The following is a 13,615-nucleotide window of genomic DNA, read 5'->3' on the forward strand; positions in this document are numbered from 1 at the left end:
GCAAACGACCTGAAATAGTATGAACGCAATTATTCTTTCCGCCATATTGGGTGTAGTGCTGATGTTCACCGGCATTTTTACCACCAATAAATCCACTATCCGTGCCGTTGCTGTTGGTGGTATGCTGCTGCTCCTCCTGGCTAATATCGCTGAATTGAGAGGGATGCAGTTCTTTGATATCAATACCCGCGGTATGCTGGTATTTTCCAAACTCGGACTGCTCTTCAATACCATCGCCTTTGGAGCTATGTTGTTGTATTTTCTCTTATCCGCCCGAGATGTGCTGGAAGTAGGTGAGAACGGCGCTGATTATTTCGCCCTGATCTTCTTTATTCTTTGTGGTGTATCCATCGTTTCTTCTTTCAATAGCTTACTGTTGCTCTTCCTAGGAATTGAGATTATTTCCATTCCCTTGTACATACTAACAGGTAGCGATAAACGTAACCTGAAAAGCAATGAAGCGGCTCTGAAATATTTCCTGATGGGTGCTTTCTCTACCGGTATCATGCTGATGGGTATTGTGCTGATGTATGGTGCGAGAGCAACTTTCAGTATAGATCCAACTTTGCAGATCACCAATGCAGGCAGAGATGTTTGGTATACCTCCGGTTTGATGCTGCTGTTCATCAGCATGGCGTTTAAAGTATCCGCAGCCCCCTTCCATTTCTGGACTCCGGATGTATATGATGGTGCGCCCACTGTGTTCACTTCCTTCATGGCAACCATTGTGAAGGCTGCGGTATTCATTGCTTTTGTGCGCCTCTTTGAATTCAGCTACAGTGTTTCAGGATACGATTGGAAACTGATTGTATCTGTGGTGATCGCAGCTACTTTATTGATTGGAAATATTACCGCCATCTTCCAGCAAAGTGTAAAACGCATGCTGGCTTATTCCTCCATTGCGCAGGCAGGTTTTATGTTGTTTGCGCTGTTTAGCTCCAATTCGCTTTCCAAAGAAGGTATCATCCTGTATGCCCTGGGGTATAGCCTGGCTACGATTGGGGTGTTTGCGGTGCTGATCAAGATGAAGGATTATACCTTTGAAGGCTTTAATGGCCTGGCGCGCACCCAACCGGTGCTGGCAGCTACTACTTCGATTTTCCTGTTGTCGCTGGCGGGTATTCCTCTAACCATCGGCTTTTTTGCCAAATATTTCATGCTGGCCTCCGCGGTGAAAACCGGCTCCTATTTGTGGCTGGTCATTCTGGCCATCATTTGTGCCGCGATTAGCGTGTACTACTATTTCCGCGTAATCCAGGCCATGTATTTCAAGGAGGGAGCAGGTGAAACTGTTGAGGTAACCGGGGTATTCCGCTGGTTGCTGGTCCTGGTAGCCGGACTCATCATCCTCTTCGGTATCTTCCCGAACATGATTTTGAATTATTTATACTTCTGATTTTTCACCCGTCCGGTGCCACCGGACGGGTGGTATCTGCTGATTTTAGCTCCGTACGCCTCACATCTCACGTCTGACATTTCACTTTTGACGTCTGACATCTCACTTTTTCTTACTTTCATGGCATGAACATTGCCGACACGCTAAGCCTATCCATACGCACCATCCGGTCGAATAAACTTCGTACGGGTATTACGGTGTCAATTATTGCCCTGGGTATTGCAGCCCTTATTGGGATCAACACTGCCATACAGGCCATCTCTCAGAAGTTCATGGAGAGTTTTTCCAGCATGGGTGCCAATGGCTTTACGATCCGGTACCGGTCGGCTTTCCGGTTCGACAGAGGAGAAATGAAAAAAGAAGAGAAAGGCGGAAAAAAACTCAAGAAATCCAACACGAATAAGCCCATTACCCGCGACCAGGCAGAGGCTTTTAAAGAGCGGTATAAATTCCCTTCCAAAGTATCTTTGTCGCTAAGTGGGGGTAATAACAACGCGGCCTCCTTTGGTAATAAAAAAACCAATCCTACAGTATGGGTCAATGGAGGAGATGAGAACTACCTCGACATGAATGGCTTTGAAATAGCCGCGGGTCGCAATATCAATGAACTGGATGTAAGTACCGGCAGGAATGTATGTCTCATAGGTAAAGATGTGGCTGACAAACTTTTTGGCACCAGTAACCCAGAAGCACCTGTTGAGAAAATTATTCATGTTAACAATATTCCATTCCGGGTGATTGGCACCCTGGAACCCAAGGGCTCTACCTTTGGCCGAAGCCTGGATAATAACATCATCACCACCTATAATTCGGTGCGCCGTTTTTTCACCAGCAGTGCTTCCTCCACTTTTACCATTGGCGTAAAAACAGATGATATCAGCCTGATTGAAACTGCTATCGGAGAGGCAGAAGGCATCTTCCGGGTTATAAGGAAAAATGAAATCAAGGAAGAAAGCAATTTTCTGATCGATAAAAGTGATGCCTTTGTGGAGCTGGCTATGCGCCAGATCGGCTGGCTGACTGGTTCTGCAGTCGTGATTGGTTTCATCACCCTGATGGGTGCTGCGATAGGTCTCATGAATATCATGCTGGTGGCAGTTACGGAAAGAACTAAGGAAGTTGGATTGATAAAAGCCATTGGAGGAAAACAACGTAATGTGCGCTGGCAGTTCCTGCTGGAAGCCATTCTGATCAGCTTGCTGGGTGCAGTAATTGGTATCTTCATCGGTGTTTTACTGGGCAATATTGTAAGTATGCTGATGAGCACCGGGTTTGTTGTTCCCTGGCTCTGGGTCTTCCTGGGTGTACTGATCTGTTCCATTGTAGGCCTCGCCGCCGGTGCGTATCCCGCCTATAAAGCCAGCCGGTTAAATCCTATAGAGGCATTGCGGTACGAGTAAGGCTTTGCCTGCTATTGCAACGACAAATCTTATGACTTCAAAAGATTACAGGAAGATAATTTCAGACAATTTAAGCGCAGTTCTTAAAGAGCGACAGTTCAAGAAAAGAGGACCAGTGTTTAGCTATTCAAATGGTGACTTAACATATTTCATCGGAATTCAGAGTAGTCGAAGTTCCACGGCTGATGTTCTTAAGGTGACTGTTAATACAGAAATTACTTCAAGCTTAATTTTAAAGCTTAATGACACAAGTTTGCCGATAGAAAACCAACGACATTACACTCGACGCATCGGCAGTTACTTAAATGACCAACAAGATAAATGGTGGATTGTTGACAGTCAACAGTCAGCGGAAATAACAGCACGTGACATAATAGCAATCATTAAAGACAAAGTCCTTCCAAACTTTGAAGCGCTTGGCACTACAAATGATTTAGCAAGACTTTGGAAAAATGGCGGTTATATAGGAATTACAGAAGGTCAAAGAAAACACTTCCTAACTTTATTGGAGAAAGCCTCCGACTAAAAAGCAGCTGTAGGCAATAGTAGTTTATTTTGCTTGTAAAGTTTCTTTTTCTAAACTCTTCCATCACATAGTTGTATTGCTTAATCCCATTGATTTCCTGAGTGGTGATAACACAACCTAAATAAATAGTTTTAACACCAAGGGAGTCTTCAAATTTATGGATGGTATTATCAGCTATTGGCAAAAATGTCTCACCGAATTCAATATGTTGAATTTTTCCAGCAAACACATCTCTTTTCGCAGTAAAATAATTGTAAGGAGTAAACAATCCAAACTGATATGCAACAAACAGTGTTAGGTAAACCAATGAAATAGCAATAAATATTTTTTTGGATTTCTTCATCCCAACTAAGATTACAACCAGGACAAATTCCATAATATAAAAAAAGCCGGCTCACTCGAGCCGGCTTTTTTTGTATGTGACGCCTAACTTACTTCACTGTCAGCCCATCGTTAATTCTGTCCAGTAAATCCTGGAGGTGATAACGGGTAGCTGTATCAGTGTAAGAAGGAAGTGCGGTACGAATCTCGGTCTGCAGGCTGCGCAGTGTGCCGCGTGCATAGGAGAGGGCATCGCTGTTGCGGGAGATAGTCGGACCAAAACTGATCGTGATACCACCACCCAGTGATGCGGGCGCAGTAGCAGGTTTCAGGAAGGTCAGCAAACGCTCTACCATATTCTTCTGCAGGTTGCGACGATAGATATCAATCGGTTTGCGGGTTGGCAACTCGGTGAAGATAGAACGACGCAAATCTGTCATCATATCATTCAGCGTATAAGTCTTGGTACCCAGTGTAGCTTCTGCATTCAGCAACTTGTTGATGGTTCCTGCACTCAGTAAACGTCCCAGGGCTGCATCCTGCAAACGATTCACCACTGCTGTTCCATTATTGCCAGTTTTCGCGAAGATCTGCTGATCCAGCAACCAGGTGGGAGTTGTGAATACCTGTTTGTTCAGGAAGTCCATCGCTTCTTTCTGCTGCTCGCGGGAAACGATTTCATATACAGCACCTGCCTGCTCTACTGTTTTCGGAGTTTCCATCACGCCACCAACATTCTTGCTCACATGGCCTACATACCGGTTAAACTGAGTTACTACTTCATTGTACAGGGTGCTCAGTGTTTCGTAATTCTCATTCGGCTCTTTAGTCCAGGCCTGGAGATTCGGAATGATACGCTGCAGGTTCTTGATACCATAAGTACTTGCCTTCATGCTGTTGTCACCCAGGTCTTCATTCTGAGAACGCGGATCATCGGGATTGGTTTCGCGACCAAACCAAAGGCGCTTGTCTTTCAAACGCTCAATGGTCAAGGCATTCAGGATGGGTGTTTCTTCTTCAGCAGATTTAGCCTGCGGATACCATTTGTATCCCCACTCGATAGCCCATTTGTCATAATCACCAATGCGGGGGAACAATCCTTTTTCACCAACATTATCTTCCGGCTGTGCAACATAGTTGAAACGCGCATAGTCCATGATGGAAGGTGTGTGACCATTCTCTTCCAGCCATTTTTTATCGCGCAGTTTTTCAACCGGTGTAGAAGAAGAAGAACCAAAGTTGTGACGCAGGCCAAGTGTATGTCCCACTTCGTGAGAAGATACAAAGCGGATCAGTTCACCCATCAGTTTATCATCAAACTTGGGAGCACGTGCACGTGGATCATTCGGTGATGCCTGAACGAAATACCAGTTGCGCAACAACTCCATCACATTGTGATACCAGTTGATATGGCTTTCGAGAATCTCACCACTGCGAGGGTCATGCTCATGCGGACCACTGGCATTCGGAACATCAGAAGGCTTGTAAACGATAGCAGAATAACGGGCATCTTCCAGGCTCCATTCAGGATCATTCACAGGAGCTTCCTTCACAAAGATGGCATTCTTGAAACCAGCTTTTTCGAAAGCCGCCTGCCAGTCGTTCACACCCTGGATCAGGTAAGGCACCCATTTTTTGGGAGTAGCGGGATCAATGTAAAAAATGATAGGCTTTTTGGGTTCAACCAATTCACCGCGCTTGTATTTTTCAACATCTTCATCCTTAGGTTCCAGTCTCCAGCGGGTAACCATGCTAACAGACTCTACACCCTGGGGATTTTTTTCAAAATCAACATAACGACGGGTGAAGAAACCAATACGCTCATCGTAATAGCGCGGCTGCATGGGCTTTTCAGGCAGCAGCATCATAGAGCTGTTGATCTCCACTGTATAGGAACCACTTGGAGGTGTCATGGCTGCGGGTGGTTGTCCGGGTGTTGCACCGGCAGAGCGACCATAGGTTTTTACAGTTTTGATCTCTGTATTGATCGGGAAAGATTTCACTCCGCTGATATAAGACTTATCAGCCTGGTAATTACCAACCCGGAAGGTGCGCTTGGCACTGGCTTCAAAATTCAGAATTTCGTTATCACTGTTCAGGAAGCTGGTCACATCCAGAACAACTCCTGTAGAATCCGCACCAAAAGCAGCAATATCAAAAGACTGCGCAATGGGCTGGATATTGGAATTGGCAACTGCTTTAAACATGGAAGCAGTAGAGTCCCCGGCCATTTCATCATAAGAAATCAGGCGTAGGAAAACTTTGTTGTTAGGGCCTTTTTCAAAGCGGATGACATTGTCGCCGATTTTGTCACCTGCATAACCAAAAAAGAAATTCCGCATGCCGGCAGCTGCTTTGGAGAGGCGATTCACTACCAGGATATCGCGACCCAACACTTTATCCGGAATTTCAAAATAATATTTGTCCTCCACTTTGTGAACCGTGAGCAATCCATCATCGCTCACTGCCTTGGAAGTGATTACTTCCTTGTAGGGCTTGGGACCGCTGGGTTTGGGAGGAGTAGGGGTTGCTGCTGCTGGAGCCGGAGCCGTACCAGGTTTGGCATTAGCCGGATTGGGACGTTGCTGGGCGTCAGCACCCAGGCTGCCCATCAGCGCCAAAACCACTACCGGGATCCACTTTCCCGGTCTGATCTGTTGAACCATGTGTTGTGTGTTTTAATTGCTGGAAATAGGTGATTAACAATAAAATAATGGCCCATTATAACACAAATCTTCAAGAAAGGATGAGCCGCTCGTAAAAAACAGTAAAAAATCAATAAAAAGCCCTAAAACCCACACGGGACGCATTTTTTTTTAATTTGTACCGGATTCGGATATTTATTGTGTTAATTTGACTTTTTTAAAATTTTTTTATTTAGACTTGTGTCCCCAATAACGCGTTGGGTCCATTCAAGAACATTTTTACCTGTTTACAAAAAAACTAAAAACAAACGATTATGGCAGAGACTAAACCAACTGCAACAGCGAAAGCGACCACATCTGTTCAAGCGAAAAAAAGAAGCAACGCGATTTCATGGATTGCCCCTGTAATGTGTATTCTTGGGGGTTACGTAATCTGGAGATTTGGTATGGGCGCTACAAGCGGCTTTACAGCTCCGGACCCAGCTGGTGGATTCTGGCCTAGTCACGTTGGACCAATTAATGCCTTTCACAGTATCTATGAAGGTGGTATCGTAGTACCGGTACTGATTGCAAACTTCCTGATTGTAATTGTATTTGCGCTGGAGCGTCTGTTGACTATCACCAAAGCAACTGGTGCAGGCAATATCGATGAGTTTGTACGTAAAGTACAGTATCACCTAGCTAACAAAAATGTTGACGCAGCGCTGACTGAGTGCGACAAGCAAAAAGGTTCTGTAGGAAACGTAATGAAGGCTGGTCTGCGTAAGTACAAAGAAATGATCACTGAAACTGAACTGGACACTGAGCAAAAAGTACTGTCTATCCAGAAAGAAGTTGAAGAAGCTACTGCACTGGAACTGCCAATGCTGGAAAAGAACCTCGTATTCCTGTCAACTATCGCTTCCGTAGCTACCCTGTTGGGTCTGTTTGGAACGGTATTGGGTATGATTCGTTCCTTCTCTAAACTGGGTGATGAAGGTGGTGGTGATGCTGCCCGTGAACTTTCCCGCGGTATCTCAGAAGCACTTTATAACACAGCTTTGGGTATCGGTACTTCTGCCCTTGCGATCATCATGTATAACATTTTCACTACCAAAATCGATGGTATCACTTACGGTATCGACGAGTCTGGTTTCACATTGACTCAGAGCTTCGCTTCTCTTTACAAATAAGAGGCGGATCAGCTGGAAATCGTAAACAGGTCCTGCCTAACAGCTGTACCGTCTGCGTCCGGCCCTGAAGGTTCCCATAAAAATTTCGTAACTTTTATGGAAAATGGGGAATCTGGAATCTAAATGTGGAATACAATAACTAATTAAACATGCCAAAAGCAAAATTACCAAGGAAGAGTACGCATATTGACATGACGGCGATGTGTGATGTGGCATTCCTGCTTTTGTCCTTCTTCATCCTTACCACCAAGTTTAAGCCATCTGAGGCATTGGCGGTACAGACTCCGAGTTCAGTGGCATCCAAGGTAGCACCTCAGAAAGATGTTACCCAGATTACCATCGACAAGGACGGAAAGGTGTTTCTTTCTTTCTCGGAAGATGCTCCCCGGAAGGAAATAGTAGAAGCCCTGAATGCCTCCCGTAACCTCGGTTTGTCCGAAGGCGAAGTGACTGCATTGGCAACAGGTCCCTTTATTGGTGTACCGATTGCACAGCTGAAATCACTTGCATCCAAGCCAAAAGAAGATTGGCCTAGAATGGAGGTTCCCGGTATTCCGGTACTGGATACCCTGAATAATGAACTGGTTGACTGGATGCGTGCAGTTAAAACAGGATTTACCGGTATTAAAATGAACCTGCTCGTAAAAGGTGACAACGCTTCAAAATACCCTTCTTTCAAAGGTGTAATCGATGCCTTTAAGAAAGTGGATGAAATGAAGTTTCAGATGGTAACCAATCCCGAGGGAGTTCAGGAAGGTACAGAATTGTACCGTGAGAATATGAGTCGCGGTGGCAAATCTGCAGAAGCGGAATAAATTATCTAACACAAAAATTTTTGCATCATGGCAGAAATGGATACCTCGTCCCAGGGCGGGGGACATAAAAAAGGCCCAGGCGTAAAAAAGAGTAAAAAGCTCTCTACCCGTGTAGATCTTACCCCGATGGTGGATCTTGGGTTCCTGCTGATTACCTTCTTTATCTTTACGACCACGATGAGCCAGCCCACGGCAATGCGGTTATTCCTTCCAAAGGATACCGATAAGCCGGAAGAACAGAACAAAGCCAAGGAATCCGGTGCTCTTACCATCATGATGTCCAAGGATGACAACGTATACTATTACGAAGGAATCCTGTCACCCGATGGTGCTAACTTCAAGAGTTCCAATTTCAAGGAGATCCGGGATGTAATTCTGAATAAGAAGAAATCTACAGATCCGAAGGACTTTGTGGTAGTAATCAAACCCGGAAAGGAAGCCACTTATAAGAACGTGGTGAACATGCTGGATGAGATGCAGATCAATGTGGTAAAGCGGTATGCACTGGTTGACATTGCAGAATCTGAAGCCCTGTTGATTGCAGCAACTGAAGGCGGTCCGGCTCCGGCACCCGCTCCGCAACAATAAGTTTGTGGAAATTGAATAAACACGCATCTATTAAAAAAGCGAATCATGGACGTTAATAAAATTTTGAGTGCGGATGTGCTGGACATCATTTTTGATGGCCGGAACAAAGCATATGGCGCTTACGATCTTCGTAGGACCTATGCCAAACGCATGACTATCGCATTGATAGCTACCGCAGCGCTCCTGGTATTGTTTTTTGTTGGAACGATTTTGGCGAATAAGCTGAAAGGTGACAAAGACAAAACCGAGATGGTAGTGCAGGACGTGGAGCTGGAAGCCATCAAGCAGGAAGAACCTAAAAATGAACCCCCACCACCACCTCCGCCACCACCACCGGTAGAACCACCCAAAGTGGAAATGGCTAAGTTTACTCCTCCCAAAATCGTGAAAGACGAAGAGGTGAAGGAAGACGAAAAGCCACCAGAAGTGGAGAAACTGGAAGAAACCAAGATTGGTACCATCAACCAGGAAGGTATCAAGGATGAGGGTATTGTTGCACCACCTGTATCTGATGAAGGTAAGGGTGTGGTAGAAGCTCCTAAGAAGGTAGAAGAAGACTGGGATAAAACCTTTACCAAGGTGGAAATCGAGTCTGAGTATCCTGGTGGAGCAAGTGCCTGGCAGCGTTACCTGAACAAGAGCCTCCGTTACCCCCAGGATGCGATTGACAATGAGATCCAGGGTACGGTTGTGGTTCAGTTCATCGTGGACAAAGAAGGTAATGTGAGTGATGTGCAGGCAATCAGCGGTCCGAATGAACTGCGTGATGAAGCTGCCCGCGTAATCAAGAAGTCTGGTAAGTGGACACCTGCCGTTCAGAACGGTCGCCAGGTAAAATCTTACAAGAAGCAGCCTATTACCTTCCGTTTGGAAATTGAATAAGCTTCCTTACTGAATAAAATTTCAAATCCCTCTGCAGCTCGCAGGGGGATTTTTTGTTACCTACCTTTGCCGCATGAAATACAGCAATCCTCAGTGGGATGATACTATAGTGGCACTGGCCACGCCACCTGGAGTTGGAGCAATTGGTGTGATCCGGTTAAGCGGACCATCGGCATTTGGAATTGTCAATGCCTTGTTTCCCTCGAAGGACCTGGAGCAACAGGCAACACATACGGCACATGTGGGTTTGCTGAAAGAAAATGGGGAGGCCCTGGATGAAGTGGTGGTGACCTTGTTCAAAGGCCCGCGGTCCTATACCGGGGAGGATGTGGTAGAGATCTCCGGGCATGGATCTCCATATGTATTGCAGCGCATCTTGGATGCCTGCATGCGTGGGGGAGCCAGGCTGGCAAGGCCAGGGGAGTTTACCCAGCGGGCCTTTCTGCATGGCAAGCTGGATCTGGCTCAGGCAGAGGCAGTTGCTGACCTGATAGCAGCCAATACAGCAGCTACCCAGCGCAATGCCTTACACAATATCCGGGGAGGCTTTTCTGCCGAATTAAAGCAGCTAAGAGAGCAGCTGATCAGTTTCTCTGCATTGATCGAATTGGAGCTGGATTTTTCCCAGGAAGATGTGGAGTTTGCGGATCGCTCGCAGTTGTATGCATTGGTAACAGGAGCACATGAACGCGTGAGCAAACTGGCGGCATCTTTTCAGTTGGGCAACGTGATGAAAAATGGGGTGAGCGTAGCAATTGTAGGAAAACCGAATGCAGGCAAGTCAACCTTGCTGAATACTCTGTTGAATGAGAACCGTGCGATTGTGAGTGAGATTGCTGGCACTACACGTGATACGATAGAAGAGGTGCTGAATATAGACGGGATTTTATTTCGATTTATTGATACCGCCGGCATCCGTGAGCATACAGCAGACCAGATAGAGCAGATCGGGGTGGAGAAGAGTCGCGAGAAAATGCAGCAGGCGGATATCGTGATTTATCTGTTTGATGTGAATACCATGAAGCCTTCCGATCTGGAGCAGGTGCAGCGTGAATTTGAAACTGCGGGGTATAAGTACCTGTTAGTAGGTAACCAAGTAGATAAATCCACCGGACGGGTGGCACCGGACGGGTGGCACCGGACGGGTGGGGTAGACAGCAGCCGACTGATACTGATCTCCGCGAAGCAGGGCCTGCACGTGGAAGTCTTAAAAGAGCGCCTGGTGGATCTGGTGCTCGGAGGCCAGGTGAGCGGCGATACAACCATTGTTACGAATGCCCGTCATTACCATGCGTTACAGGAGATTCTGCGTTCCTTGCTGGATATCCGTAATGGGTTGGATAATCATCTGCCCGGAGATTTGCTGGCACTGGATATCCGGCGTTGTCTGCAATATGTGGGAGAGATAACAGGAGAGGTGAGCAATGAGGATTTACTGGATTATATATTTAGCAAGTTTTGTATTGGGAAGTAGATTCTGTCTTAAACGGCATTCAGATTTCCACCATCGGGAGATAGTAGCGTGTATGCCTCAGTTTTCCAGTTTTTTTTAAGGCTCCAAGAGCTACCATTTCCGCCAGATCTCTGGTTGCAGTAGCGGGGGAAGTTTTGCTAATACGAATATAGTTCTCTGCACTCAGACCACCTTTAAAACCCTCCGGTCCCTCTCGAAACAACCGCAGCGCCACTTTGGTCTGCCGTTCATTCAACTTGTTCCGGAAGTCCTCAAAGTAACGAGCCTTATCCACAATAAACTGAATCATTTTCCGGACATTAATTTGGGCCTTCAATACTTCTCCGGAAAAATAAACCAACCAATCTGTCACCTCCAAAGAATCATTTGCGCGCTGCAAAGCCTGGTAATATGCCTTTTTATTTTGCTCTAAAGTACTGGACAGTGAAGTGATTAAAGGATGCCTGGCTCCCATAGCCAGGGCTTTTTCTGCAATGGCGCGTCCGATTCTCCCATTTCCGTCTTCAAAAGGGTGAATTAATTCAAAAAACAAATGTGCCAATCCAGCATGAACCAACGTAGGCATTCCTTCTCTGAATGCACGGTTGAACCAAAGAAGATAATTTTCCATCTCTTTTGGCACTTTATGAGATGGTGGCGCCTCGTAGAAAACCTGAGGCGAATCCAACCTCCCCGATACAATCTGCATTGGATCTTCATGAACCCGGTAACCACCAACAATTTCCAAATCTATTCTTCCGTTCATTAACATTTGATGCCAGGAGAATAGGCGCTCCTGGTTAAGGGGCGCATTGTAACTCCTGTAGAGATCCACCATCATTCGGGAAACACCTGTTTCTTTGGGGCCAGACCTCCTTCCGTCAGTCTGCAATCCTAGCTGACCTCGGATGGATGATTGAACAGAATCTCTATCTAATATCTCCCCTTCAATTTTTGATGTATCCAGTGCTTCATTGCTCAAAATGGTCACCTGTAGTTCGTCAACATCCTGGGACGACACAGAACTTAGTGAACCTAATATCAAACCCGTATTCCGATGAAATTCGCGTTCTAATTGTATGAATGCTGCTGCGTCAAATCTGAAGTTTGGCCAATCCGGTCTCTCCCAAATCCATTTCATGAGCTATTAAAATTATTTCTATAGCTCAATAATACGAAATAAATGAGTTATAGGATGATTTTCTATCCTTGCAAATCAACTACTTTTACCTTCAAATGAAAAACATACCGGTCAGGCATATTGCACCCGAAAAAACACTGCAAAGCAGTGCCGGTAAGTTTAGTATCCGGGATCTCCAACAGTTGCTCAATGGCAAAGACCTGGTGCATGCACTTCATCGGCACGACTTCTATTTTGTGCTGGCAGTACAGCAGGGAACTGGTATTCATGAAATAGATTTTGTACAGTATCCTGTGAAGGCAAATACTGTCTTTATTCTTCGTCCCGGCCAGGTGCATCAACTTGAATTAACTGCTGATAGTACCGGCTTCCTGCTGGAGTTCGACCTGGCTTTCTATCAACCCAAACATTCCATTACCGAACATCGATGGAAAAAGGCCTCCAGTAAAAATTACTGTGAGGTAGAAGCTGCGCGCTTCCAAAAATTACATGCCTACCTGGCGAATATCTTCCATGAGTATTCCTCAAAACAGGAAGGTTATTTTGAAGCAATCAAAGCCAACCTCGACCTCTTTTTTTTGGAATACATCCGGCAAAGCAGCCATCCAAACAGCATCGCCCAAAGTGAAAAAGCTTATATACAGGAGCGTTTTGAAGAGTTGGTGCGCCTCCTGGAAACCAATATTGTACGCCTGAAAAACGTGGCTGACTATGCTGATCTATTAAGTCTTTCATCCTATCAACTCAATTCCATCGTAAAAACTTCTGTTGGCAAAACGGTATCCGACCTTATCAATGAGCAGATCATCCTCGAAGCAAAACGGCACCTGATCGCAACGCCTGCACAGGTCAAGGAAATTGCCGACCAATTGGGATACGAAGATCCTTCCTATTTCATCCGGTTTTTTAAAAAACATACCGGCCAATCCCCTGACTCCTTCCGGAAGAACTTCAAATAAGTCCTATCTAACTGCAGAACAGTCCTATCATCGCCCCTCTTGCCCGATGTACTTTTGTGAAAGCAATTCTTAGTATTCAAAAAATGCAATCATGAAGACAAAGGCAAAATTAATCATGTCCTTAAAAATATGGATGGTTATCTATCCTTCCATTACAGCATTCCTTTTTCTTTTCGGTCAACTGTTGGCGGAGTTACCCTTATACCAACGGACTTTTATCCTCACAATCTCACTTGTTCCCTGGATGATGTATGTTGGTGTGCCGGCCCTGGAATTTATGTTAAGAAGACTTTCCCGTAGATCAGAGAAGAACTAAG

At 45.6% G+C, this 13,615-nt stretch carries 13 protein-coding genes; 10 read left to right on the forward strand and 3 right to left on the reverse strand.

Features of this window, described 5'->3' with window-relative positions:
- Nucleotides 1-19 precede the first annotated feature (19 nt).
- The 3 genes from MD536_RS18195 to MD536_RS18205 all read left to right on the forward strand — a co-directional run bounded on the left by MD536_RS18195 (nt 20) and on the right by MD536_RS18205 (nt 3,322).
- Nucleotides 20-1,396 (forward strand): NADH-quinone oxidoreductase subunit N, encoded by a 1,377-nt coding sequence (locus MD536_RS18195; protein ID WP_239602734.1) that lies wholly within the window; start codon nt 20-22, stop codon nt 1,394-1,396.
- 125 nt (nt 1,397-1,521) lie between these two features.
- Nucleotides 1,522-2,796 (forward strand): ABC transporter permease, encoded by a 1,275-nt coding sequence (locus tag MD536_RS18200; RefSeq protein ID WP_239602736.1) that lies wholly within the window; start codon nt 1,522-1,524, stop codon nt 2,794-2,796.
- A 31-nt stretch (nt 2,797-2,827) separates the two neighbouring features.
- On the forward strand, nt 2,828-3,322 hold the full coding sequence (locus MD536_RS18205; RefSeq protein ID WP_239602737.1) for a DUF4304 domain-containing protein: 495 nt from the start codon (nt 2,828-2,830) through the stop codon (nt 3,320-3,322).
- Here MD536_RS18205 and MD536_RS18210 read toward each other — a convergent pair.
- Nucleotides 3,267-3,665: an FEKKY domain-containing protein gene (locus MD536_RS18210; RefSeq protein WP_239602739.1), complete on the reverse strand. Its 399-nt coding sequence runs from the start codon at nt 3,663-3,665 to the stop codon at nt 3,267-3,269. The two genes, MD536_RS18205 and MD536_RS18210, sit on opposite strands and share 56 nt — an antisense overlap.
- An 88-nt stretch (nt 3,666-3,753) precedes the next feature.
- On the reverse strand, nt 3,754-6,309 hold the full coding sequence (locus tag MD536_RS18215; RefSeq protein ID WP_239602741.1) for a zinc-dependent metalloprotease: 2,556 nt from the start codon (nt 6,307-6,309) through the stop codon (nt 3,754-3,756).
- A gap of 293 nt (nt 6,310-6,602) precedes the next feature.
- Between MD536_RS18215 and MD536_RS18220 the strand changes: the two genes are divergently transcribed.
- The 5 genes from MD536_RS18220 to mnmE all read left to right on the forward strand — a co-directional run bounded on the left by MD536_RS18220 (nt 6,603) and on the right by mnmE (nt 11,219).
- On the forward strand, nt 6,603-7,460 hold the full coding sequence (locus MD536_RS18220; protein WP_239602742.1) for a MotA/TolQ/ExbB proton channel family protein: 858 nt from the start codon (nt 6,603-6,605) through the stop codon (nt 7,458-7,460).
- 149 nt (nt 7,461-7,609) lie between these two features.
- Nucleotides 7,610-8,275, forward strand: coding sequence for an ExbD/TolR family protein (locus tag MD536_RS18225; protein WP_239602744.1), 666 nt, complete (start codon nt 7,610-7,612; stop codon nt 8,273-8,275).
- 27 nt (nt 8,276-8,302) lie between these two features.
- The gene (locus MD536_RS18230) at nt 8,303-8,863 is read left to right on the forward strand and encodes an ExbD/TolR family protein (protein ID WP_239602745.1); all 561 of its coding nucleotides are present in this window, start codon (nt 8,303-8,305) and stop codon (nt 8,861-8,863) included.
- A 45-nt stretch (nt 8,864-8,908) separates the two neighbouring features.
- The gene (locus tag MD536_RS18235; protein WP_239602747.1) at nt 8,909-9,745 is read left to right on the forward strand and encodes an energy transducer TonB; all 837 of its coding nucleotides are present in this window, start codon (nt 8,909-8,911) and stop codon (nt 9,743-9,745) included.
- Between the two features lie 73 nt (nt 9,746-9,818).
- Nucleotides 9,819-11,219 (forward strand): tRNA uridine-5-carboxymethylaminomethyl(34) synthesis GTPase MnmE, encoded by a 1,401-nt coding sequence (gene mnmE, locus MD536_RS18240; protein ID WP_239602748.1) that lies wholly within the window; start codon nt 9,819-9,821, stop codon nt 11,217-11,219.
- A 19-nt stretch (nt 11,220-11,238) separates the two neighbouring features.
- Here mnmE and MD536_RS18245 read toward each other — a convergent pair whose 3' ends face one another.
- Entirely contained in the window at nt 11,239-12,339 is a 1,101-nt protein-coding gene (locus tag MD536_RS18245; RefSeq protein WP_239602749.1) for a Fic family protein, read from the reverse strand.
- Nucleotides 12,340-12,434: 95 nt separating this feature from the next.
- Between MD536_RS18245 and MD536_RS18250 the strand changes: the two genes are divergently transcribed.
- A complete protein-coding gene (locus MD536_RS18250) occupies nt 12,435-13,298 on the forward strand; it encodes an AraC family transcriptional regulator (protein WP_239602751.1) in 864 nt (287 codons plus the stop codon).
- Nucleotides 13,299-13,389: 91 nt separating this feature from the next.
- On the forward strand, nt 13,390-13,614 hold the full coding sequence (locus tag MD536_RS18255) for a putative antibiotic biosynthesis monooxygenase (protein WP_239602752.1): 225 nt from the start codon (nt 13,390-13,392) through the stop codon (nt 13,612-13,614).
- Nucleotide 13,615: the final 1 nt, after the last annotated feature.

The organism is Flavihumibacter cheonanensis (assembly GCF_022352215.1).
Classification (GTDB): Bacteria; Bacteroidota; Bacteroidia; order Chitinophagales; family Chitinophagaceae; genus Flavihumibacter; species Flavihumibacter cheonanensis.